The organism is Nisaea sediminum (assembly GCF_014904705.1).
In the GTDB taxonomy this organism is placed as follows: Bacteria; Pseudomonadota; Alphaproteobacteria; order Thalassobaculales; family Thalassobaculaceae; genus Nisaea; species Nisaea sediminum.
The window spans coordinates 274,785-299,315 of the sequence record NZ_JACZCQ010000001.1; the positions used below are offsets into that span (position 1 = coordinate 274,785).

General features: G+C 64.3%; 18 protein-coding genes. 12 read left to right on the forward strand and 6 right to left on the reverse strand.

The features are described from left to right. Window positions 1–254 precede the first annotated feature (254 nt). From IG122_RS01270 to IG122_RS01280, 3 genes are all read left to right on the forward strand, one after another. Entirely contained in the window at window positions 255–1,415 is a 1,161-nt protein-coding gene (locus tag IG122_RS01270) for a TAXI family TRAP transporter solute-binding subunit (RefSeq protein ID WP_193179694.1), read from the forward strand. 92 nt (window positions 1,416–1,507) lie between these two features. Continuing rightward, entirely contained in the window at window positions 1,508–3,508 is a 2,001-nt protein-coding gene (locus IG122_RS01275; RefSeq protein ID WP_193179696.1) for a TRAP transporter permease, read from the forward strand. 408 nt (window positions 3,509–3,916) lie between these two features. Then, entirely contained in the window at window positions 3,917–4,972 is a 1,056-nt protein-coding gene (locus IG122_RS01280; RefSeq protein WP_193179697.1) for a dipeptidase, read from the forward strand. 61 nt (window positions 4,973–5,033) lie between these two features. Here the strand turns inward: IG122_RS01280 and IG122_RS01285 are convergent, their stop codons facing one another. From IG122_RS01285 to IG122_RS01300, 4 genes are all read right to left on the reverse strand, one after another. After that, on the reverse strand, window positions 5,034–5,243 hold the full coding sequence (locus tag IG122_RS01285) for a cold-shock protein (RefSeq protein WP_193179698.1): 210 nt from the start codon (window positions 5,241–5,243) through the stop codon (window positions 5,034–5,036). A 77-nt stretch (window positions 5,244–5,320) separates the two neighbouring features. Then, window positions 5,321–6,655 carry a DEAD/DEAH box helicase gene (locus IG122_RS01290; protein WP_226893251.1) on the reverse strand — a complete coding sequence of 445 codons (1,335 nt, stop codon included), beginning with the start codon at window positions 6,653–6,655 and terminating at the stop codon, window positions 5,321–5,323. Window positions 6,656–6,945: 290 nt separating this feature from the next. Continuing rightward, the gene (locus IG122_RS01295) at window positions 6,946–8,499 is read right to left on the reverse strand and encodes a class I adenylate-forming enzyme family protein (RefSeq protein ID WP_193179700.1); all 1,554 of its coding nucleotides are present in this window, start codon (window positions 8,497–8,499) and stop codon (window positions 6,946–6,948) included. Between the two features lie 28 nt (window positions 8,500–8,527). Next, window positions 8,528–9,343, reverse strand: a complete 816-nt coding sequence (locus IG122_RS01300) for an IclR family transcriptional regulator (protein WP_193179701.1) — start codon at window positions 9,341–9,343, stop codon at window positions 8,528–8,530. Between the two features lie 278 nt (window positions 9,344–9,621). Here IG122_RS01300 and IG122_RS01305 point away from each other — a divergent pair, with 278 nt between their 5' ends. From IG122_RS01305 to IG122_RS01345, 9 genes are all read left to right on the forward strand, one after another. Then, window positions 9,622–10,833, forward strand: coding sequence for an ABC transporter substrate-binding protein (locus IG122_RS01305; protein ID WP_193180439.1), 1,212 nt, complete (start codon window positions 9,622–9,624; stop codon window positions 10,831–10,833). Further along, complete coding sequence (locus IG122_RS01310; RefSeq protein WP_226893252.1) at window positions 10,796–12,544, forward strand: ABC transporter permease; 1,749 nt, start codon at window positions 10,796–10,798, stop codon at window positions 12,542–12,544. Before IG122_RS01305 ends, IG122_RS01310 begins: the two co-directional genes overlap by 38 nt. Next, window positions 12,541–13,170, forward strand: a complete 630-nt coding sequence (locus IG122_RS01315; protein ID WP_193179709.1) for an ATP-binding cassette domain-containing protein — start codon at window positions 12,541–12,543, stop codon at window positions 13,168–13,170. The genes IG122_RS01310 and IG122_RS01315 overlap by 4 nt, the downstream gene beginning before the upstream one ends. A 117-nt stretch (window positions 13,171–13,287) precedes the next feature. Next, the gene (locus IG122_RS01320) at window positions 13,288–14,325 is read left to right on the forward strand and encodes an NADP-dependent oxidoreductase (RefSeq protein ID WP_193179711.1); all 1,038 of its coding nucleotides are present in this window, start codon (window positions 13,288–13,290) and stop codon (window positions 14,323–14,325) included. A 201-nt stretch (window positions 14,326–14,526) separates the two neighbouring features. After that, a complete protein-coding gene (locus IG122_RS01325; RefSeq protein WP_193179713.1) occupies window positions 14,527–15,891 on the forward strand; it encodes a tetratricopeptide repeat protein in 1,365 nt (454 codons plus the stop codon). A gap of 56 nt (window positions 15,892–15,947) precedes the next feature. Beyond that, window positions 15,948–18,815 (forward strand): FecR domain-containing protein, encoded by a 2,868-nt coding sequence (locus IG122_RS01330; protein WP_193179715.1) that lies wholly within the window; start codon window positions 15,948–15,950, stop codon window positions 18,813–18,815. Window positions 18,816–18,968: 153 nt separating this feature from the next. Further along, the gene (locus tag IG122_RS01335; RefSeq protein ID WP_226893253.1) at window positions 18,969–20,054 is read left to right on the forward strand and encodes an ABC transporter ATP-binding protein; all 1,086 of its coding nucleotides are present in this window, start codon (window positions 18,969–18,971) and stop codon (window positions 20,052–20,054) included. A gap of 1 nt (window position 20,055) precedes the next feature. Next, window positions 20,056–20,952, forward strand: coding sequence for an ABC transporter permease subunit (locus tag IG122_RS01340; RefSeq protein ID WP_193179719.1), 897 nt, complete (start codon window positions 20,056–20,058; stop codon window positions 20,950–20,952). Then, window positions 20,949–21,758 carry an ABC transporter permease subunit gene (locus IG122_RS01345; RefSeq protein ID WP_193179721.1) on the forward strand — a complete coding sequence of 270 codons (810 nt, stop codon included), beginning with the start codon at window positions 20,949–20,951 and terminating at the stop codon, window positions 21,756–21,758. The genes IG122_RS01340 and IG122_RS01345 overlap by 4 nt, the downstream gene beginning before the upstream one ends. Here the strand turns inward: IG122_RS01345 and IG122_RS01350 are convergent. Beyond that, on the reverse strand, window positions 21,736–23,358 hold the full coding sequence (locus IG122_RS01350) for a benzoate-CoA ligase family protein (RefSeq protein WP_193179723.1): 1,623 nt from the start codon (window positions 23,356–23,358) through the stop codon (window positions 21,736–21,738). The genes IG122_RS01345 and IG122_RS01350 overlap by 23 nt on opposite strands. Continuing rightward, a complete protein-coding gene (locus IG122_RS01355; protein ID WP_193179725.1) occupies window positions 23,355–24,500 on the reverse strand; it encodes an FAD-dependent monooxygenase in 1,146 nt (381 codons plus the stop codon). Before IG122_RS01355 ends, IG122_RS01350 begins: the two co-directional genes overlap by 4 nt. Window positions 24,501–24,531 lie beyond the last annotated feature (31 nt).

Sequence of the window (24,531 nt, forward strand, 5' to 3'; positions counted from 1 at the left end):
GCAGTTTAGGCCGCCGCACCGGATTGCGGAAGCGCTACCGGCTATCGTCCGTTCGCGCATCCGAAGAGTTTCGTTCCGGTTCGTCAGCGTCCGGTGCGCGCAACATCTTGACCGCTTGCCATTAGCCGATATGGTGTTTGCGAAACGCAATTTCGCAAACGTGCCGCAATCATCACAAGCAGCACTTTGCAAGGGGTCCGGACCGCATTCATCTCGCGAAACCGGGTCGTCAGGGAGCCTAGAGGAGGAAATTCATGGGCATTTCTTTGCATTCTATCCGGCGTTCTGCGCTTGCCGGAGCGGTCCTTTCGGTCGCTCTCGGCGGGACTGCCTTTGCGGACGCCAAACTTCCGGACCAGCTGGCCTGGACCGCCTACGATACCGGTACGGCCGGTTACAATCAGGCCGTCGCGATCGGCGGTGCGCTGAAGAACAAGATGGGCGTGAACCTGCGCGTCCTGCCGGGCAAGAATGACGTCTCCCGGACCGAACCGCTCCGTCAGGGTAAGGTGCAGTTCTCCGCCACCGGCGTCGGCGCGAGCTTCATGGCGCAGGAAGGTGCCTTCGATTTCGGCTCCAAGCGCTGGGGCCCGCAGAAGATCCGCACGCTGATGATGAATAACGGCGCGATCGGCCTCGCGGTCGGCGTCGCCAACGATGTCGGCGTCAAGGAATACAAGGATCTCAAGGGCAAGCGGGTTTCCTGGGTGAAGGGCTCTCCCTCGCTCAACGTGAACACCGAAGCCTATCTCGCTTTCGGCGGCCTGACCTGGGACGACGTCATCAAGGTCGAGTTCGGCGGCTTCGGCGCCTCCTGGGCCGGCATGGTGAACGGCCAGGTCGACGCGGCTTTCGCCTCCACCAACTCTGGCAAGGCCTACGAAATGGAAGCCAGCCCGCGCGGCCTGATCTGGCCGCCGACCCCGGCGAGCGACACCGAGGGCTGGGCACGCATGACCGAGATCGCCCCGTTCTTCCAGCCGACTATGGCGACCGTCGGTGCGACCATCACGAAGGAAAATCCGGCTGCGACCGGTGCCTATCCCTATCCGGTTCTGGTGGCTTATCCGGAACAGGAGGAAGACCTCGTCTACAACATGACCAAGGCCATGTATGAGCTGTTCGACGATTATAATGGCAAGGCCCCGGGTATCGGCGGCTGGGCGCTCGACAAGCAGAACCTGAAATGGGTGGTCCCGTACCACGCCGGTGCGATCCGCTATTACAAGGAAGCTGGCAAGTGGGGCGACGCAGAGCAGGCGCATAACGACAAGCTCCTGAAGCGCCAGGACGTTCTCGCCAAGGCCTGGGAAGGCTTCGTCGCCAAGGGCGCGTCGGACGACACCTGGGACGACGAGTGGCGCAAGGCCCGCGAGACCGCGCTCAAGGCCGAAGGCTTCACGCCGGTCTTCTGATCGTAGTGACATCCAAAGCGACGGGACGGTGCCACCGGGCACCGTCCTTCGCCGTTTCCAGTCTGCAGCATTTTGTGAGTTGAGGCGCTCCGATGAGTGAGCAATCTTCCCCGGCGTCGGGTAAGGCCGACGAAGTCGACGGCGGTGCCGGCGAAAAACAACGGACCCGCACCCTTGGCGGCATTGCCAAGTGGGTCTTCGTACTGTTCACGGCGGCGGCGGTGCTGCTGTCCATCAACCAGCTCTTCAACCTTCAATTCTTCGCCGGTGTCGTCGTTCTTGAAGGCCGGTACCTGTTCCTTCTGGCAGGACTCTTCCTCTCGCTGACCTTCCTTTCCTTCCCGCTCCGCGGCGAGCCCGGTTCGAAGGTCGCTTGGTACGACTGGATCCTCGCAGCGCTTGGGGCCGCGGTGGCCGGCTATTTCGCCTATACCGCCGAGACCAATCTGGAGGAGGGCTGGGAATACGCGCCGCCGGAAACGGCGCGCTGGATGTCGATCCTGTTCTGGCTGCTGATCCTTGAGGCGACGCGGCGTGCGGGCGGTCTGGTGATCTTCGGGATCGTCTTCGTCTTCTCGCTCTATCCGACCTTCGCCGACGTGATGCCGGGCCCGATCTCGGGGTTTGCCCAGCCCTTCATGGACGCGATCCCGTATCACATCATTTCCTCCGAGAGCTCCTTCGGTATCCCGATGCGCGCCTTCGGCAATCTCGTGATCGGGTTCATCATCTTCGGCGCCGCGCTGCAGTTCACCGGCGGCGGTGCATTCTTCAACAACCTCGCCCTGGCCCTGGTCGGCAATCTCCGCGGCGGTGCCGCGAAGGTCGCGATCTTCGCCTCCGGCTTCATGGGGTCTCTCTCCGGCAGCGTGATCTCCAACGTTCTGACCACCGGCGCGATCTCGATTCCGGCGATGAAGAAGACCGGCTTCCCGGCGCGCTATGCCGCCCGTACCGAAGCCTGCGCCTCCACGGGCGGCGTGCTGGTGCCGCCGGTCATGGGGACGACGGCCTTCGTCATGGCCTCCTTCCTCGGCCGGCCCTATCTGGAGATCGCAGCCGCGGCCGCGATCCCGTCGCTGCTCTATTATTTCGGCCTATTCGTGCAGATCGACGCCTATGCGGCACGGCACAACCTGCGCGGCATCCCGCGCGAACAGCTGCCCTCGATCTCCGAGACGCTGAAGGAAGGCTGGTATTATCTCTTCGTCTTCGCGCTGCTGATCTTCCTGATGATGGTCATGCGGCAGGAGACTTGGGCGCCGTTCTTCGCGACCGGGCTGTTGCTGGTGATCAACCAGATCTCCAAGAAGCACCGCTTCGACCTCAAGGGATTCTTCAATCTGATCTACAGCATCGGGCTCGGGCTGACCGAACTCGTGGCGGTTCTCCTCGGCATTGGCCTGATCGTCGGAGCCTTCTCCGCGACGGGTCTCGCCGGCACGCTGGTCAACGATCTGATCTTCCTCGCCGGCGGTTCGGTCTTCATGCTGCTGGTCATGGGGGCCATCACCAGCTTCATCTTCGGCATGGGGATGACCGTCACCGCCTGTTACATCTTCCTCGCGGTGGTGCTCGCACCGGCGCTGGTGAAGGCGGGGTTGAACGAGCTCGCGGTGCATCTTTTCATCCTCTACTGGGGCATGGTCTCCTACATCACCCCGCCGGTGGCCCTCGGGGCCTTCGCCGCGGCGACGATGGCGCGGACCAATGCGCTTGCCGCCGGCCTCGAGGCCATGCGTCTCGGCAGCATCATCTACTTCGTGCCGTTCTTCTTTGTCCTGAACCCGGCGTTGATCGGGGAAGGAAGCTGGACGGAGGTACTGGTTGTGCTCGCAACCGCCGTGTTTGGCGTCTATCTCCTTTGCAGCGCACTGCAAGGCTATGTCGCCGGCTTCGGCCGATTGGGGACCGGCCCGGTGGCGCTTGGCGCCAAGATCCTCTTGCTTCTGGGCGGATTGTTCTTCGCGGCACCCGGCGACGTGATACCGGGTGTCTCGCACCTCCAGATGGGGATGATCGGCGCCCTGCTGGCAGCACCGGTCCTGTTCTATGCGCGGATGAACCGGCGGCGGGAGGCGGCTCTCGGCTGATCGCCCGAAATCTGGTGCGGCGGGGGGCGGATCCGGTCGGATCCGCCCTTCTTGCGGCGAAAGGCATCGCTTGTGCTGGTGGACCCTGCGCCTCCGATGCCATCCGCCGCGAGTTCCGCGCCGCATCGCCTGTCTAGGTGAGTCGCGTAACGAAGTGATTGCTTTTACGTGACTTTCTGATGTCTCTTGGTTCCGGTTTCCGGATAAATTCCTGCTAAGATCGAGGCTCGCGACCGTGCGTCCCCGGCATCTCCGGAAATCGAACTGGAAAATTGATGGGGCGGGCGCGAATATGCCGCCTCAAATCTCAAGACCGGCTCCGGGGCCGTCCGGCTCGCGATCGTACCGTCCGTCCGACTCGCTCCTGCGCCATCACGTTGCTTTCTGAATCGACCGGCTGGATTCCCGATGACCGATGCACTTGTTCCTGTTTTCGACGGCCATAACGACACGCTTCTTCGCCTCGTCCTTGGCGAGGCGGGGCGCGACGCGCGGAGCTTCTTCGAAGAAGGAGATAGTGGCCATATCGACCTACCCCGTGCTCGGAAGGGCGGTCTCTGCGGCGGTCTTTTCGCCATGTTCACGCCGTCGCGGATGGCGGACGATGGAGCGTTGGAACTGTCGCCGCGCGACCCGGCGAATTTCGCCACGGTCTCGCGCGCGGTCGCCGAGCCTTTCACCCAGCGCATGATCGAGATGGCGAGGACGGTCGAGGCCCTGTCCGGCGGTTCCGTGGTGATCGCCCGTTCCGTTGCCGAGGCGCGACTGGCGATGGCGGACGGAAAGCTCGCGATCATCCTGCATATCGAGGGTGTCGAGTGTTTGAAGACGGACCTCTCGAACCTGCATGGTCTCTATCAGGCCGGTCTGCGATCGCTCGGGCCGGTCTGGAGCCGCAAGAACGATTTCGGCGACGGCGTGCCGATGAATTTCCCGTCCTCGCCTGACACCGGCACCGGTCTGACCGATGCGGGGCGAGACCTGATCCGCGCCTGCAACACCATGGGCATCATGGTCGACCTCTCGCACATTACGGAGAAGGGGTTCTGGGACGTCGCAGAGCTGTCGACCAAACCGCTGGTCGCTTCGCACTCGAACGTGCATGCGATCTGCCCGTCTCCGCGTAACCTGACCGACCGCCAGCTCGATGCGATCCGGGCGAGCGGTGGACTTGTCGGGATCAATTTCCATGTCGGGTTCCTACGCCCCGACGGGCGGCAGGACGCGGCGACCGACCTGGATCAGGTGGTCGCGCACACGGACTATCTTCTGGAGAAGCTCGGCGAGGACGGCGTCGCGCTCGGTTCGGATTTCGACGGTTGCACCGTGCCGGAGGCGATTGGCGACGCGGCCGGCCTGCCGCGTCTCATCGACCGGTACCGGTTGGCGGGATATGGTGAGGAACTGATCCGAAAGATCGCTGCGGAGAACTGGCTGTCGCTGCTCGAGCGGACCGGGATCTGAGCCCGGGAGCCGGAAGGGATATCCCGGACCCCCGTGGAGGAGGTCCGGGACGGAAAGTCTGTTAGTCGACCTTCAGATTGGCGGCGAAAGAACGGCCGCGGCGGGAATCTTCTTCCAGCTCGTAGCTGATCTTGGTGCCGTCCGGCAGGTCGGTCAGGCCGGCTGTCTGCAGCGCGGTGATGTGCACGAACACGTCGGATCCGCCATCATCCGGCTTAATGAAGCCGTAGCCCTTGGTGGTGTTGAACCACTTAACTGTTCCTGTCGGCATTTTCGTCTCCTTATCAAATCAATGCCATGACCCAAGCCGGTCCGGTGCCCCGGATCGGCCCTGACCCGATCACGAGGCTATGCGGCCTCGCGACGTTTGGAGGCCTTGCGGCGGAGGGGCGCTTCACCCCCGCCGTTCGGCTTTCCGTGATGCTGCTGCCGCTTCGGCTTGTCGCCGGACTTCTGCTGATGTCCATCGGGCTTCTGGCCGGAGGGCGGTCCGCTGCGCCGGCGCCCGCGGCTCTTACGGGAGCCGTTCGGTCGCGGAGCACCGTCGTTTGCCGGACGCCGTTCCGGAGCCGTTCCGCCGACCACCTCGATGCGCTGGCCGGTCAGACGCTCGATATCGAGCAGATAGGCGAACTCGTCCGGATCGCAGAGCGAAAGTGCGGCACCGTCGGTACCGGCGCGCGCCGTGCGGCCGATGCGGTGCACGTAGCTTTCCGGTTCGTTCGGCAGTTCGAAATTGATCACATGGGTCACGTCACTGACATCGATCCCGCGCGCGGCGATATCGGTCGCAACAAGGGCGCGCACGGCGCCCTTCTTGAACCGTTGCAGGGCCTTTTGACGGGCGCTCTGTGTCTTGTTGCCGTGCAGGGCTTCGGCTTCGATACCTTCGGCGGTCAGCATCTTGGAGATGCGGTCCGCCTTATGCTTGGTGCGGGTGAAAATGATCACCTTGTTGAAGTCAGGATTGCTCATCACCTTGAGAAGCACGCTCTTCTTGTTCGAGGCGGCTTCAACGTGATGAACGGTCTGGTGGATGCGCTCCACCGTAAGCTGCTCCGGGGTCACTTCGACACGGGCAGGGTCGTTCAGGAGAAACTGTGCCAGCTGCTCGACCTTTGGCGGCATGGTCGCCGAGAAGAGCAGGCTTTGCCGGGCCGACGGCACCAGCTTGGCGATCTTTCGCACGTCATGGATAAAGCCCATGTCGAGCATCCTGTCCGCCTCGTCGAGCACCAGATGCGAAACTCCGTCGAGGAGCACGCAGTTCTGTTGCACGAGATCAAGGAGACGGCCCGGGGTGGCGACGAGGATGTCCGTACCGCGGGCAAGCGCCGCGCGCTGCGGGCCGAGAGAGACGCCGCCGACGACGACGACCTGCTTCAAGCGCAGATGGCGGGTATAGATTGCGATATTCTCGCCGATCTGAACCGCGAGTTCACGGGTCGGCGCGAGGATCAGTACACGCACCGATTTCGGCGCGGGCTTGCGGCGGCCGGCCTTGTCGGCCTCCGCGAGCTGATTGAGGATCGGCAGCGAAAAGGCCGCCGTCTTCCCGGTGCCCGTCTGCGCGATCGCGAGCAGGTCGCGGCGCTCGAGGAGCAGGGGGATCGATTGCTGTTGGATGGGGGTCGGGGTTTCGTATCCCGCTTCCTTCAGGGAACGCAGGATGGGCTCGCACAAGGCGAGCTCTGAAAAAGTCTGATAGGTCACAGAGTCATTGAGTCCATTACAACGGGGCGCTATCGGGTCCGTAAACCATAGACAGGGCTTCGTATTTAGCCGTCTTCCACGCGCACCTGGAGCTAACGGAGTTTCATCCAATTGCGGCGTGACAGAAGGTCAACCATACGGATAACCGTCGCGCGATCACCCCGCGTCGCCAATAGGAGTGGTTGTTAACGCCCGAGAAGTCAAGGACTTGATTTCGCATGGCGGCGTTGCGGGAGGCTGTTCACGGAGCCGTGAACGGGTCAGGCGGAGCTCAGGCTTTCGGCTCTTTGCTTCAGTTGCGCTTTCAGAATTTTGCCCGTGGCGGTTGCCGGAAGTGCTTCCAGGAAAACGTAGTGGGTCGGGCATTTGTAAGGCGCGAGGTAGGCGCGCATATGGCTTTCAAGGGCCGCCTTGTCGATCGTCCGGCCGGCTATGGGCTGCACGAAGGCGACCACTTCCTCGTTGTCTCCGGCGTTGCGTCCGACGACCGCCGAGAGGGCGATGTCCGGATGCGCTGCAAGCACGCCTTCGACCTCGGCCGGGTAGACGTTGAAGCCGGAGCGGATGATCAGTTCCTTCAGGCGCCCGACGACATAAAGGTCGCCGGCCGCGTCCATCCGTCCGAGATCTCCCGTCTTGAACCAGCCGTCCGAGGTCATGACCTTCGCGGTCTGCTCCGGATCGCGGTAATAGCCCTTCATCACATTGGCACCGCGCACCCAGATCTCGCCGACCTCTCCGGTCGCGCGCGGCAGCCCGGTTTCCTGATCGGCGATGCGGCACTCGACCCCGGGCAGGACCGGTCCGACGGTCTCGTCCGCTGCCGGGGCCTCCATCCGGGTCGTGGTCACCGTGGGCGAGGTCTCGGTCAGTCCGTAGCCGTTATGCAGCGGCTGGTTCCACATCTTCTCCACCCGCTCCTTGATCGCGAGATCGAGCGGCGCGCCGCCGGCCGAGAGATAGCGCAGTTTCGGGGCGGGCAGGGGCGCGCCGCGCTTGGCCGCGAGTTCCAGCAGATGCGCATACATCGCCGGCACGCCCTGGAAGATCGTCACCCCGTCCTCGGCAAGCGCGCGGGCCGTTTCGACAGGAGCGAACCGCGAGACGGTCCTCAGGTGTCCGCCATGGGCGAGCGTGCCGAGGAAGACCGAGGCGAGACCGAAGACATGCGAGGTCGGCAAAACGCCGTAGGCGAGATCGGAGGGGCCGATCTTGCGGATGCTGCCGGACCCTTCCGCGATGAAGAGCAGATTGTCGTGGGTCAGCATCACGCCCTTGGGCTGTCCTGTCGTACCCGAGGTATAGATCAGCGCCGCGACCTGGTCTTTTCCGTCCGCATCGAGCGGTTCCGGCACGGCATCGTGGTTCAGCGGCGCGATCTTCACCTCGCCGACCGGTCCGATATCGAATGGAACGGCGTCGACGCCCTCTGCATGGGCCGTCGCGTCGGGCGAAACCCCGGTTGTGTAAAGCGTGGTCCGGGCACCGGAATGCTGCGCGATCTTGCCGATCTCCGCTCCGGTCAGCCGGGCGTTGATCAGAACGGTCCAGGCGCCGATGCGCGAGAGTGCGAAGATGAGGACCTGCAGAGCGACGGAATTCTCGTTGACGAGAAGGACGCGGTCTCCGCCCCGGACACCGAAATCGCGCAGCGCCCGCTCGGCGCGCTCGACGGCAGCCTTCAATCCCTTGCCGTCGAGCGCGACGGTGTCGTCGCTGACCAGGATGCGGTCGGCCGCGTCCTCCGCCCTGCGGTCCACGATCGCGTGCAGATACGAGCCTTCGGGAAAGCTGCGTTCGAAAGTGCTGGTCATTCTCGGTCCGTTCGGAAGGGGGCTGGTCTCAGGGGTTGGCGGCGACGACGTGGAAACCCTGGCCGCCCATGGTGAGGGTCTCGGCGAGATGCACGAGGCGCGGCCCGAGTTCCTCTTCCAGGAGTTCCTTGGAGAGCAGGAAGCGGGGGCCGCCGCAATTCAGCGCGAAGATTGCCGACCGGTCGGGGAGCAATACCGGGGCGCCGACCGCATGCACGTCCTTGTGCCAGTCGGCGAGCGAGAGCGTGAAACCGCGCGTCACGATATCCTCGACGGCCTGGTCGATCCCGTCCTTCAGCTTCGGGAACCTGTCGGGATCCTTGCGTCTGATGTGATCCATCAGATAGTCGCGTTCGTCCTCCGGCAGCGCGGCGAGGAAGGCGCGGCCCATGGCGGTTTCGGCGATCGGAATGCGGGAGCCGACATCGAGGCGCAGTGTGAGTGCCCCGTCGCCGCGGCAGGTCTCGAGATAGAGCATGGTCAGGCGGTCGCGCGTGCCGAGCGAGATCGCCGCATCGACATCGTTCGCCATTTCCTGCATCAGCGGACGGGCGCGTGCGCGGATATCGAGATTTGCGAGGAAGGAATATCCGAGGGAGAGCACGCTCGGGCCGAGCTGGTAGAGGCCGGTGCTTTCATCGAAGGTCAGATAGCCAAGGGTACGCAGCGTATGGGTCAGACGCGAGACCGTCGGTTTCGGAAGTTTCGTGCGTTCGGCGAGATCCTGGTTTCCGAGACCGCCGTCGCCTGGCTGGAAGGCGCGCAGAATCTCAAGGCCTCTGGCGAGGGCGGTAACGAACTGGCGGTCCTTGCCGTCTTCAGTCAAAACATTGTCTTGGGACATTGTGTCTGGTCGTTTCCTTTTTTCTGTGCCGGGGACCCTCCTCCCGGCCCCGCCTCTCGACATGGGCGAGTTTCGGGAAATATGCCATGGCCGGCGCGAGCTGGTCAATTTGCGGAACGCAATTCCGCGTGTCGAAACTGGAACGCGTGAGACCTCGTCCGGACCTGCTTGTTCGTGCCGCCCTCGCGGCGATGTCATTTCGGCAGGGCGCAAAGCTGTATTAGCGTGCGCGCCGCATTGCTTCCGGTGACAGCCATGGAGATCCAATCGTGCTTTTGATGCGTCGTCTGACTATCCTCGCGCTCGCCGCGGTTCTTGCCACGGTTTTGACCCCGGCGCGTGCGGACTCTCCGTCGGCGGAGTGGAGCCGCGTTCTGGAGGCCGCGAAAGGTCAGACGGTCTACTGGAATGCCTGGGGCGGCGATCCGCGCATCAACGCTTACATCGCCTGGGCCGGGGAACAGGTGTCTGCGCGATACGGTGCCGAAGTGGTCCATGTGAAGCTGACGGACACGGCAGAGGCCGTGGCTCGCGTGCTGGCGGAAAAAACCGCAGGCCGGAACGAGGGCGGCGCGATCGACCTCATCTGGATCAACGGCGAAAATTTCGCCGCGATGAAGCGGAACGGGCTGCTCTACGGGCCGTGGATCGAGGCGTTGCCGAACCACAAGCTCACCGGTCCGGCGAACAGTCCCGACCTCGCGCTCGATTTCGGCGTTCCGGTCGAGGGCCTGGAAATGCCGTGGGCGCGGGCGCGTCTCGTTTTCTATCGCGACGAGGCGGTGCTTCCGGAACCGCCGCGCAGCAGCGAGGCCCTGCTGACATGGGCGAAGGCGAATCCTGGACGCTTCACCTATCCGCTGCCTCCGTCGTTTCTCGGCACGACCTTCCTCAAACAGGTCCTTCTTGAGCGCGCGAGTTCCGTCGATGCGCTTTACCGCCCGGTCGCGGAGGGAGATTTCGCAGCGGTCACCGCGCCGCTCTGGGACTATCTGGACGCGCTGCATCCCCATCTCTGGCGCGCGGCGCGGAGCTTCCCGGCCAATGCCGGTGCGATGCGCCGCCTGATGAGCGACGGCGAAATCGACATCGCCTTTGCCTTCAGCCAGTCGGAGGCGACCGCCGGAATCGAAAGTGGCGAGTTGCCCGAGACCGTGCGGAATTACCTGTTCGACGCCGGAACCATCGGCAATGTCAGCTTCCTCGCCATCCCGTTCAACGCGGCGCACCGGGAAGGCGCGATGGTGCTGGCGAACTTTCTCCTTTCGCCCGAGGCGCAGCTGCGCAAACTGGATCCCGAGCACTGGGGCTCGGCGACCGTGCTCGACCTGGAGGAACTGACCCAGGAACAGGCAAAGGCTTTCCGGGAAATGGATCTTGGGCCGGCGGCCATTCCGGCGGACCGTCTCGGCACCATGCTGGCGGAACCGCATCCGAGCTGGACCGACGCTCTTGAGGAGGAGTGGAACCGGCGCTACGCAGTACGGTGATCCTGACCGCTACCGTACCGGTTTCATGCTGAAAGCCTCTCCTTATCTCGTCGCCGCGATCCTCGCGGGACCCGTCGCCGCCGGAGCCCTCGGCGCGCTGGTCCCGTCCTTCGGCTTCCTGCCGGCGCTCGGGCACGACACGTTCGGTCTCTCGGTCTGGCGGGATCTCCTGGACTGGCCGGGGATCGGCGGCTCGGTTCTGCTCTCGCTCGTCTCGGGCCTTGTGACCGCAGGGCTTGCGCTCGCTCTGGCGATGCTCTTTCTCGCGGTGTTTTTCGAGACCCGCGCCTTCACCTGGCTGCGCAAGGCGATCGCGCCGCTGCTTGCTGTGCCGCACGCGGCGGCGGCCTTTGCGCTGGCCTTCCTGATTGCCCCTTCCGGATTTCTGGCCCGGCTGATGTCGCCATGGGCGACGGGCTGGCAGCGTCCGCCGGATCTGCTGATCGTGCAGGACGAGCTCGGGCTTTCCCTGATGGCGGGGCTGGTGATGAAGGAGGTGCCGTTCCTTCTGCTCGTGGCGCTGGCGCCGCTCGCGCAGATCCGCGCGGTGGAGCGAATGCGGATGGCGCGGGCGCTCGGTTACGGACGGATCGCGGCATGGTTCAAGACGGTGGTCCCGGCGCTCTATCCGCTCCTCCGTCTGCCCATCTACGCGGTGATCGCCTATTCCTCGGCGAATATCGACGTCGCGCTGATCCTCGGACCCGTCTCGCCGCCGCCGCTCGCGGTCCAGGTCCTGCGCTGGTCCAACGATCCGGAACTCGACTACCGGCTGATTGCGGCTGCCGGTGCGGTTCTGCAGTTCGGTGTCACGGCCGCCGCCATCGCGCTCTGGGTCGCCGCCGAAAGGACATTGATCGGGCTTGGCCGCGGATGGATCGAATCCGGCAACCGCACTCTGGCGGAGCAGGGGCTGGGACTGCTCGGACGTGTGATGTTTCCGGCGCTCCTGCTCAGTGCGGGCCTCGGCATCCTTGCTCTCGGGCTGAGCGCCTTCGCGCGGGTCTGGCGTTTCCCCGATCCATTCCCGAGCCGCTGGACGCTTGAGCATTGGCAGACTGTCGGGGAGACCGCATCGGGTCCGCTCTGGTCAACAATCTGGATTGCCCTGACGGCAACCGGTCTCTCGCTTGCGCTGGTGCTCGCGATGCTCGAGAACGAGCGCCGGACGGGGCGCCGGGCCAGCCGGGCGCTCGAGCTTGTTTTCTATCTGCCGCTGCTTGTGCCGCAGATCGGTTTTCTCTTCGGCCTGGTCCTGCTGGCTGAACTGGCCGGGATCGCGCCGGGCGGCGCGCTGGTGGCTGCAGGGCATGTCATTTTCGTTCTGCCCTATGTCTATCTGACACTCTCCGAATCCTACCGCCGCCTCGACCCGGCCTGGGGCCGGCTCGCCCGGACGCTCGGGCACTCCGAGGGCGGGGTCTTCTGGAAGGTGATCTTGCCGATGGTGCTCACCCCGACGCTCGCGGCCTTCGCGGTCGGCCTCGCAGTCAGTATCGGGCAGTATCTCGTGACCCGCCTGCTGGGAGCCGGGCGGATCGATACGGTCACGACGGAGGCGATCGCGCTGGCGGCGGGCGGCGACCGGAGGCTCATCGGCGCGTGGGCCCTGACCCAGGCGGTGCTTCCGATCCTCGGCTTTGCTCTTGCGCTCGCGGCACCGAGGCTGGTCTGGCGCCACAGGCGCGGCATGTTGGGGGCGGCGCAATGACGGACGGGCTTGTTCTGGAAAGTGTGCGGATCGCGCTCGGTGACCGTGAACTGCTCGCACTCGACAGGACCGTCGCTCCGGGCGAGGTCCTCACCGTGATGGGTCCCTCCGGTGCGGGCAAGTCGACCTTGCTGTCCTTCGTCGCCGGTTTCCTGACGGCTCCCTTCACGGCGACGGGGCGTATTCGGCTTGACGGCAACGACATCACGCAGGCGGCGCCGGAGGCCCGTCACGTCGGTCTGCTGTTCCAAGACCCGATGCTGTTTCCGCATCTGAGCGTTGGCGGAAACCTGCTTTTCGGGATGCCGGCGGGACGGTCCCGTCGAGCCGCGCATGCGGCGGAGGCGCTGGCCCGCTTCGGTCTGGACGGCTTTGCGGAGCGTGATCCCGCGACTCTCTCAGGCGGGCAGGCCTCTCGCGTCGCCCTGTTGCGGCTGCTGCTCTCGGAGCCGCGCGCGGCGCTGCTGGACGAGCCCTTCTCGAAGCTCGACCGGCATTTGCGGGCCGATATACGGGACTTCACCTTCGCACGGCTTCGCGAGGCGGGGCTGCCGACGATCCTGGTCACGCACGATGCCGAAGATGCGGAAGCGGCGGGCGGACCGGTCGTCGAGCTCGCGCTTTAGCCCCCACCCTTTCCCCGGTTCATTCTTGCCATCGCAGACAGACATCACGGTTCGGCTCTGGACCGGGAGCGGCCGGGAGGGCTATCCAGATCGAGGGCAGAGGAGGGAGACCACGCCATGACCGATCGTATGAACCGCCGCTGGCTTCTGGCATCACGTCCGGAGGGCGAGCCGAAGGCGGAAAACTTCCGTCTGGACGAGGTCGCCGTGCCGGAACCGGGAAACGGCGAACTCTTGCTCCGGACGATCTATCTCTCGCTCGACCCCTACATGCGCGGTCGCATGAGCGACGCGAAGTCCTATGCCGCGCCGGTGCCGATCGGCGGTGTTCTGGAGGGCGAGACGGTCGCCGAGGTCGTGACTTCGAACCATCCCGACTACGTGGCGGGGGACATCGTGCTCAACCGGATCGGCTGGCAGAGCTACGGAATCTCCGACGGTAAGGGACTGCGCAAACTCGATCCGAAGGCGGCGCCGATCTCGACCGCGCTTGGCGTGCTGGGCATGCCGGGACTGACGGCCTATGCGGGCCTGAAGAATATCGGCCAGCCGAAAGCCGGCGAAACGGTGGTGGTCGCCGCGGCATCTGGTCCGGTCGGCTCTGCCGTCGGGCAGATCGCGAAGATCCGCGGCGCCCGTGCGGTCGGGATCGCCGGCGGCCCGGAGAAGTGCGCCTTCGTGAAGGACGAGCTCGGATTCGATGAGGTGGTCGATCATCGGGCGCCGGATTTCGCCGCCCAGCTCGCCGCCGCCTGCCCGGACGGGATCGACGTCTATTTCGAGAATGTCAGCGGCAAGGTCTTCGATGCCGTCTTCCCGTTGTTCAACCAGTTCGCCCGTATGCCGGTCTGCGGCACGATCGCCTTCTACAACGCGACCAGCTTTCCGGAAATGGAGACCAAGGTGCCTCCGCTGATGCGTGCGGTGCTGACCAAGCGTCTAAGAATTCAGGGTTTTATAGTTTACGATTTCGCTTCCGACTATGCTGACTTCGCGCGCGATATGGCGGGCTGGATCGCCGATGGCCGTCTCAAATATCGCGAAGATATTGTCGAGGGACTGAACGCTGCGCCGGACGCCTTCATCGGGCTTCTGAAGGGACGCAATTTCGGCAAGATGGTGGTCAGGGTCGGAGCCGACCCGACGATCGCTTAACGCTGCGGGATTTTCGCGTATTATTCAGTTGGGGAATGATGGCGTGTGGTGTTCGTCACCGCCTGCATGTTCAGGAAAACTTAATATAAAATTGTAAGCATTGGTTTGCGATTCATTGATCCGAACAAGGATTTCGATATTCATGACTGACCGGACGAGGAAATTGCATGCCGCTGCTCTTTGCAAGGCGGTTCGGTCGGCATGAATCCCTTCGCGACGTTTGCCCGAAGTCTGGCGCTCGGCCTCTTCCTCTGGATGTTTCCCGTTGGCGCTGAAGCGCAATACGCCGCGCCTGCGGCAGAGGACCGGACGCAAATCGAAGTGGCCTACGACGAGGCCTTCCGGTCCATGTTCAAGGACCCGGGCAATCTCGACAAGGCTTTCGCCTTTGCCCTGCTCGCCATCCGGATTGGAGATTACGAAGGCGCGATCGCAACCCTGGAGCGGATGCTGCTGATCGATCCCGATCTGCCCCGGGTGAGGATGGAACTCGGGGTGCTCTATTTCCGCCTTAAATCCTATCAGGTCGCAAAAGGCTATCTGGAGGAGGTGAGGGACGACCCGACGGCGCCGGAGCTGGTGAAGGTCCGGGTCGCAGAATTTCTCGACGCGATCGACGATCAGACCTCGCCGCACCGCTTCCGGGGCTCGGTCTTCGCCGGTATTCGCCATCAGAGCAATGCCAATGCGGGCCCCGCCAGCGGGAAGGTTCGGGTGCTCGGCCTCGATGCGGATCTCGACAGCCAATTCACCAACCAGCCGGATGTCGACCAGTTCGTGTCCGTCCGGTTGCTTCATTACTATGATCTCGGCGTCGAGCCGCGGGTAGAGCTCGAGAACGAGCTAGTCGGCTACCTGTCGAACCAAACGACGCAGGACCAGCTCGACACCTCGCTCCTGCAGTTCCGCTCCGGGCCGCGCTTCACGGTCGATCCCGATCTGGTGCGCGGCCTGGATCTCCGGCCGTTCCTGCGCGGCGACATCATCGATCTGGACGATCATCTCTATTACGTTTCCTACGGCGCCGGCCTCGACGGAAACTATGTCGTCAGTCCAGAGACGGGGCTTTATTTCGAGACCTATGTGACGCACCGGAACTACAACGACACCGACGATTATCCGACGAACAAGGAAGAGCTGAACGGACCCCGTGGCTATTTCGGAGTGACGGTCAGCCAGATCTTGACGCCTGACACGCGGCTGTCCGTCAACGGATCGGTGACACGCGATGAAGCGGATGCCGCCGGCCGGCGGAGCTGGCGTTACGAGGCGTCCGCGACTTTGACCCGGATCTTCGAATCCCCCATTCCGCAGCATACCGGGCCCTGGAGCCTTTCGGCGACCGCCAAGGCCGCTTCCGTTCCCTATGACGCGCCGCTCGCCTCGATCGATTCCGACGTCACGCGGGAAGACACGGAGTTGCAGGCACAGCTCATCGGCAGCGTGCGCCTCCGGGACAATGTGTCCCTGGTCGCGAGCGGTCTCTACAAGCAGGTCGACTCGACCCTGTCGAATTACGAATATGACAACTGGGCCTTCACCATGGGCCTGGCCGTACAGTTTTGAGCGAGGGACATCACCGGCCCGAAGACGCTGGCGGGCCACAAGAGAGAGGTGGACACATGGCGAAGAACAGCCTTCTGAACGTGGCTCTCCGGACAACCGCACTGACCGTGCTCGGCATCGCGCTGGCGAGTCCGGAGGCCGGGGCATCCAACCGCTCCATCGGCGTCGCTTCCGGCACGACGACCGAGGCCCTCGGCACTCCGCCGAACGAAGACACACGGGTGTTGTCGACCGGAACCACGATGTTCTTCGAGGAAAAGGTCTCCACCGACGATACCGGGCGCGCGCAGCTCCTCTTCGAGGACGGGTCCTCGATGACAGTCGGGCCGAAATCGGACCTCGTGATCGACCGTTTCGTCTACGATCCGGATGCACGGACGGGCGACATGGCGGTCAGCCTCACCAAAGGCATTGTCCGTTTCGTCGGCGGGCGGATCAGCAAGAAGCGCGCGGTGCAGTTCAAGACGCCGGTCGGCACGATGGGCATTCGCGGCGGCATCGCGGTGATCTCCGTCGAGCCCGCGGGCGGAATCGAGGTCGATTTCCTGTTCGGGCGCGAGATGACACTCGAGGTCAATGGCACCGTGCAGACCACGACGACCCCGGGAACCTTCATTTCGGTTTCCGCTCCGGGTGCGGCTCCGTCCGAGCCGCAGCGGCGCGCGCCGGAAGCCCTGAACCAGCGGCTTCAGGCTTTTGAAGCCGGTGCGACAGAGGTTGCCGCCGCGGACGACGCGACGCCGGAAAGCGCCGACCGGGACGCCGCACCGTCCCGAGGGCAGACGCTCGGGCAGCGGGCTCAGGAGCGGTCGGTTTCGGCGGGAAATTCCGGACAGCAGCAAACGGCAGGTTCGAATGTCGGTACCCGCAGCGGTCTGACGCGCGAGATCGAATCCGGAGCTGAACGGCTTGCGACCCTGGAGAGGCAACAACAGCAGCAGGTGGCGGTTCGTGTCGAGGGTGTCACCGGAGTCCCGGTTGGCGAACGGCTTCGACAGGACGCCGAAAATCTCGACCTTCCTCCGCCGAGGCCTGAGCAGGACCGGCCGCAGGACTTCATCGCCGTTGCTCCCGCTCCGGCGCCGACGGTGGAACCGACGCCGGTCGCGCCCGCGCCGACGCAGCCGGTGACACCGCCGCCTGTCGTCGTGGTGGATACTCCGACGGACACGGGATCAACGCCCAGTCCGGTGTCGTTTTCCCGGACCTATTCCGGTTTCGCTTTCCGCGGCGGCGCGAGCTTCGCGACCGTCGGCGCGGACACGACTAATTCCAATACGGCGCTCGGCAATCGCCGGTTTTCCTCGGCAACCGCCTCCGGGTCGGATCAGGGGGTTGGCGGTCAGGTCACCGCCTCCACGACGGCGGGTGCCTACAAGCTGTTCTATCCGGGGCCCACGACCTCCTCGCCGACCCAGCTCAGCGCCTGTCCCACCTCCCTGGACTGCTCCACGCAGATCGCGGGGGTGACACCAAGCAGTGTCGACGGTCCGATCAACCATGCGGGCGATCCGGATTTTGTTTCCTACACGCTGAATGTCGATGGCCAGAAGGAGCTGGTCTTCTTCGGCAAGCCCTATACCGGCGCCGTTCCGACCGGGGCGACGACCTACAAGCTGCTGCGGGACCCGTTCTTCACGGACAGCCTGCCTTTCGCGCGGACTCCGGTTTCGGGGCTGGCATCCAACAAGGAGCCGGCGGGCACGATCTACTGGGGCAGTTCGGCGACGGAGAAACCCTTCGTTTCCAGCTCGTTCGAATATAACGCCTCGGGCGGTACCTCGATCGGCAGCGTGGTGATCGGCCGGGTGAATGTCGGCGGATCCACTGAGTATTTCTCCGGCTTTGCCTATGGAATGTCTGACACAGCGAGCACGGACGCGCCGCAATTCTACAAGGGTGGCGCGTTCAGCGCCGACGACGGCGCGGGCAAGGATTTCTTCGGCTCGAACGGGCCGGACAATTTCGTTCTCAGCACGATCGAGGATGCCGATACCTCGAACAGCGTCCCGGCCGGGATGGACGACAAGACCGGGGTCGGGACGACCTATTATCCGGTGTCTACCGTTCAGAAGACCGGCACTGTGACGGTTTCCGGCAGCGACCGGACGTTTCCCAGCAACACCGTGACGGGATTCACGGCCGGGGCAGGGACCGTCGCGGGAACACCGGAGGCGTTCCGGACGACGTCAGCGACGGGCAATACGAGCCTCCTGACGGTATCGTCCTCGGCCGATACCGTCGATGTGTCCGTTGCCGTCACGGGCAGCGGCGGAACCACCATCACGTCGACCACCAACGGCTCGGTATCGGCATATATCACCGACAAGACATTCGCCTCGCAGATGACGGGCGGGACGATTTCGGCTGGTTCCGAGGCGAATATCGAAGGCGTTTTCGCCACACATGGCAGCAATTCAGCATCCTTCGATCTCTGCTCTTCCTGCCAGTTCCTGAAATGGGGCTACTGGGGGCTTCGGATGAGCGACCAGAATGCGACCCTGCACATGGCTTCCTGGGTCGCGGGAGTGGCGACAACCGTCGGAACCCTGAGCGGGGTGACGAGCGGCTCGGCAACCTATACCGGGAATGTTATCGGCACGGTGATTGAGAACGGCGCCACGGCCCTGAAAACCGGGACCTTTTCGACCGGCATATCCTTCTCAGGCAGTACGGCCACGGTGACGCTCAACAGCCTGGGCTTTGACGGCAACACATTCAATACGGCAACGACCACTTTCAACAACAGCTCGGTCAACGGATTTGCGATGACAGACACCTCGAGCGTTGCGGGCAAGACTCTGGACATGCGTGGCGCTTTGTTCGGTACAGACGGCACCAACCCTCCGCCGGAACTCGGCGGCGATTTCCGCATCACGGGGACCGGATACAACGCCGCAGGTGTGTTCGGAGGCAAGAAATAAACCGGTGTCTCACGGCGGGAATTGACAGAGTCCCCGCGAAACCGGACGGTGATGGCAACAGGGAGCTGTGACCGGGGCGGGGGCATGTCGGAGCAAGCGAAAGTCGATCCATATCTGGGGAAACCGTGGGAAGACCCTGAACGGAACCGGCCGATGGTCCGCGTGCGCGGGCTGGTGAAGCGGTTCGGTCTGTTCGAGGCGGTTTCCGGTGTCGATCTCGAGGTCTACAAAGGCGAGATTTTCTCGCTGCTCGGCGGCTCCGGCTGCGGCAAGACGACATTGCTGCGGATGCTTGCGGGCCTCGAGACGCCAAGCGAGGGAACGGTCGAGATCGACGGCGAGGATGTGACGGACCTGCCGCCCTACGACCGTCCCGTCAACATGATGTTCCAGAGCTACGCGCTGTTCCCGCACATGAGTGTCGAGGGCAATGTCGCCTTCGGACTGAAGCGCGACGGGGTGCGGGGAACGGAACTCTCGGACCGGGTGGCGGACGCCCTGGCGCAGCTCGAGCTGACCGATTTCGCCGCGCGCAAGCCGCACCAGCTTTCCGGCGGCCAGCGCCAGCGCGTGGCGCTCGCCCGCGCCATCGTGAAGCGGCCGAAGATCCTGTTGCTGGACGAGCCGCTGGGCGCGCTCGACAAGCGGCTGCGGGAGAACGCCCAGTACCGGCTCATGAAGCTGGCGGACGATACCGGGATCACCATGATCGTCGTCACCCACGACCAGGAAGAGGCGATGGTGCTCTCCACCCGCGCGGCGGTGATGGACAAGGGCAGGGTCAAGCAGATCGGAACGCCCGAAGGCCTTTACGAGAAACCGGGCTCCCGTTTCGTCGCCGAGTTCCTCGGCAATATCTCGCTTTTCGACGGACAAGTGACGGCGGTGCGCGACGGCATCGCCGAGCTGGCGGTGGACGGACTGGAAACATCCCTCTTCGCCGTTGCCGGAGAGGCGCAGGAAGGCATGCGCGGCGCGGTCGCCGTGCGCCCTGAAAAGGTCCGCATCGCGCGCGAAGGCGCTGCGCCGCCGAAGCTGGTGAACAGGCTGAAGGGAACGGTGGAGGGACTTGCCTATCTCGGCGACGTCACCTCCTACCGGGTGCGGACCCAGCAGGGCCACCTGGTCGAGATCACACGCGCCAACAGCGAGACCGGAGCGGCGAGGGAGGTCGACTGGGACGACCGGGTCGAGATCTGGTTCGAGCCCGGAAACGCGCTGCTACTGGGGGCGGACTGACATGGCCGCCCGACGCCGGCCGTTCTGGCTTTCCGGCAGGGGAGCCGTGACGGGGATCCCCTATCTCTGGCTCTTCGTCTTCTTCCTCGTACCCTTTGCCATCGTCTTCCGGATCTCGCTTTCCGAGCCGGTGCTGGCCCAGCCGCCCTATTCGCCGCTCTTTGCGGAGGACGGGAGCTATGCCGGATCTCTCTTTAATTACGAGCTGCTGTTCGACGACGCGCTCTATAGGGCGGGCTACTTCAACTCGCTCATGGTCGCCGGCATCTCGACCTTCATAACGCTGCTGATCGGCTATCCGATGGCCTACGCCATCGCCCGGGCGACCCCGACGGCGCGCAACCTGCTGCTGATGGCGGTGATGCTGCCGTTCTGGAGCTCCTTCCTGCTCCGGGTCTATGCCCTCAAAACGCTGATGGCGGACACGGGCCTCGTGAACGCCCTCTTGCTCACCATCGGCGTGATCGATACGCCGATCCGCATGCTGCAGACCGATTTCGCGCTCTATGTCGGCATTTCCTACACCTATCTCCCGTTCATGATCCTGCCGCTCTATGCGACGCTGGAGCGCCTCGACTGGTCGCTCGTCGAGGCGGCGGAGGATCTCGGCTGCCGGCCCTGGAAGGCGTTTCTGCTAGTCACGCTGCCGCTTTCGGTGCCGGGCATCATTGCCGGCGCGATGCTGGTCTTCATCCCGGCAACCGGAGAGTTCGTGATCCCGAACCTGCTCGGCGCCTCGGACACGCTCATGGTCGGGCGGATGCTCTGGGACACCTTCTTCAACGAACGGGACTGGACCCTGGCCTCGGCTCTTGCGGTCGTCCTGCTCCTCCTTCTGGTGGTGCCGATCATGCTGTTCCAGGTCGTCGAAAACCGCCGCCAGGGAGCCGAGGCATGAGCCGGACGGGAAGTCGCATCGCGCTCTACAGCGTCGTGGTCGGCGGGTTCGCCTTCCTCTACCTGCCGCTGATCGTCCTGGTGGTGTTCAGCTTCAATGCGTCCAAGCTGGTCAGCGTTTGGGGCGGCTGGTCCGTCCAGTGGTATGCGGAACTGTTCCGCAACGAGCAGGTGCTCTCGGCGGCCTGGCTCTCGATCAAGATCGCCGTGATCAACGCGACCGGCGCCACTCTGCTCGGCACCATGGCCGGTCTCGCGCTGTCGCGCTTCGGCCGCTTCGGCGGACGGCTGCTCTTCACTGGCCTGATCGCCGCGCCGCTGGTGATGCCGGACGTCATCATCGGTATCAGCCTGCTGCTCACCTTCGTATCCATGGAACAGCTGATCGGCTGGCCGGTGGGACGCGGGGTGGACACCATCCTGATCGCCCATATCACTTTCTCGACCGCCTATGTCGCGGTGGTGGTGCAGTCCCGGGCAAGCGGCCTCGACCGCTCGATCGAGGAGGCGGCGCTCGATCTCGGCGCAAGACCTTTCACCGCGTTCCTGCTCGTGACCCTGCCGATGCTGGCCCCGGCGCTGGCCTCGGGATGGCTGCTCGCCTTTACCCTGTCGCTGGACGATCTGGTGATCGCCAGCTTCGCCTCCGGGCCGGGCTCTTCGACCCTGCCGATGGTGATCTTCTCCAAGGTCAGGCTCGGCGTTTCGCCGGACATTAACGCGCTCGCCACCTTGCTGATCGGCTCCGTCGCGCTCTTCGCGGGATTGGCGACCTGGTTCCAGATCAGGCGGATGAACCGGACCTGAGCAGTGACTGGCGGTCGATCTTGCCAGTTCCGGTCTTCGGCAGTTCCGCGAAATAGACGAAATCGCGCGGCGCCTTGTGCGGTAACAGGGTTTCGCGCACGTAGCTCTTCAGGCGCCGGGTCAACTCGTCGTCCGGCGTCACACCCTTCGAAGGTGTGATATAGGCGCGGAGAATGGTCCGCCGGTCCGGCAGTTCGACGGCGGCGACGCAGCATTCGACGATCTCTGGATGCTCGTTCAGACAGAGTTCGACCTCCAGCGGATAGACCCACTGGCCGCTGACCTTCACCAGATCGTCGATCCGTCCGAGGAAGAAGTAGAACCCGTCCGCGTCGCAGCGGAACCGGTCGCCGGTATAGATCCAGCCGTCGCGCATGGTGTCGGCGGTCTTGTCGGGCCGGTTCCAGTAGCAGGGCGCGTTGGAATCGCCGCGTACCGAGAGCACGCCGTCTTGGTCGGCTGCGACGGGCTTTCCTTCAGGATCTGTCAGGCGGGCGGCGTAACCCGGAACGATCTTCCCGGCGGAGCCGATCTTCTTCTCCGTCTCCGTGTTCGAGAGATAGATGTGCAGCACCTCGGTGGAGCCGAGGCCTTCCATGATCTCGTGACCGAACCGGGCTTTCCAGGCGTCGAAGATCTCCTGCGAGAGGATTTCGGCGGCGGAGATGCAGGTTCGGACGGCGGAGAGATCGGCGCTTTCCGCCGACGGGTCCTTGATCATCGCCGTATAGAGCGTCGGCAGGCCGAAGAGCAGGGTCGGCTTGAAGCGGGCGATCATCCCGAAGACCGCTTCCGGCGTCGGCCGGCCGGAGAACAGCACCACGCTGCCGCCGGCATGAAACGGGAAGGTCACGGCATTGCCGAAGCCGTAGGCGAAGAAGATCTTCGGGATCGAGAAGCAGATGTCGTCCTCGCGGATCTTCAGCACATGGCGCGCATAGCTTTCCGCCGTGTAGAGCGCGTCGTGCTGCAGGTGCAGGATCCCCTTCGGGCGTCCGGTCGAGCCGGAGGAATACATCATGAAGGCCGGATCGTCCCGCCCCGTGTCGGCGGCGTCGAGCGAGGGCGACTGCCCGGCGAGCCAGGCAGATCCCTCCAGTACGCCGGACACTGCGGAAGGCCCGTTACCGTTCACGGAAACGGTCGTGAGCGAGGCTAGCGCCTCGGGTGACAGCGCGTCGACGATCCCGGAGAAATCCTCGTCGAAGATCAGCACGCACGCACCCGCATCCTCGGCATAGAAGGAAACCAGGTCGACGGTCGAGAGCGTGTTCACGAGGATCGGCACGAGTCCGGCGCGGATCGCGCCCATGATTGCGGCGGGATATGCGGGCGTGTCCGCCATGAGCAGCAGCACCCGGTCACCGCGTCCAAGACCGAGAGAGAGCAGGCCGTTGCCGAACCGGCAGGCGTCCTCCGCCAGTTCCTGGTAGGTGCGGGTGCCGAGGTCGGACCAGATGGCGATCTTCTCGCCGCGCCCTTTCGCCAGATTGTCGAACAGCAGGCTCGAGGCGTTATATCGCTCGGGCACGGTGAAACCGATTTCTCCGGTCTCGGCTGCATCCCGCGGCACGAGATCCCGGGTTGCCCCGGCGTTCATGCCCGGTCTCCCGCGCCCTTGTTCCATTCGGGGCTGTAGGTCTCGAAGAAATTCGGCGCGAGGCGCTGCAGGCGATCGTCATCGATGCGGCCGCTGCGCTGGATGTAGGAATAGGCGAAATCCGCCGGCGCGAGCTTCATGTGCTCGGCAAATCGCTCGTACCAGGCCGCGCTGGTATTCGCGGCGGTGACGAGCTTGTCGGTGATCGGCTTGCGTGCCGCCTGATACGCTGCGAGCGCGGCCGGGATGTCCTCCGGCGTCTCGATCAAGGCATTCGAGAGCGCGAGTGCGTCCTCCATCGCGAGCCGCGTCCCGGAGCCGATGCTGAAATGGGCGGTGTGGACCGCGTCGCCGATCAGCACCCTGTTGCCGCTGTACCAGCTATTGCAGGAGAGCTTGGGGAACTGGCGCCAATGCGACTTGTTCGTGATCAGCCTGTGACCGTCCAGCACGTTGGCGAAGACCTCCTCGCAATAGGCGCGGGTCGCGTCCTCGTCCATTCCGATGAAACCGGCAGCATGCCAGGTCGCCGCATTCGTCTCGACGATGAAAGTGCTGCGGTCCGGCGCGTAGCGGTAGTGATGCGCATTGAACGGTCCGTCGGCGGAGCGCCTGAAGGATTGGGTCAGCGTCTCGTAGGGGCACTCCGTGCCGTACCAGATGAACCGGTTCTCCAGCAGCGGCATCTTCGCGCCGAAATCCGCGCCGTCGCCGCGCACCAGAGAGTTCAGCCCGTCCGCGCCGACGATCAGATCGGCGTCGCCGAGCTCAGAGAGATCGCTCAGTTCGGTCTCGAACTGCGGTGCGACGCCGACGCTCAGCGCCCGCTCCGTCAGCAGTTGGATCAGTTCCAGCCGTCCGATCGCGGCAAAACCGACGCCGTCGATCACGATCCTCTCGCCTTCGAGATCGAGGGCGAGGTCGCGCCAGGTCTCCATCGCGGGCAAGATCGCGTCATGGGTCTCGGGATCGTCCGCTGCCATGAAGGCGAGGGCGGTGTCGGAGAAGACGACGCCGAAGCCGAAGGTGGCGCCTTCAGGATTGCGCTCGTAGAGCCTGATCTCGGTCTCCGGCCTCCGCCGCTTCATCAGGTACGAGAAATAGAGCCCTGCGGGCCCGCCGCCGATGACCGCGATACGCATTTGAGTTTCCCCCATATTCTTGAGGGCATAT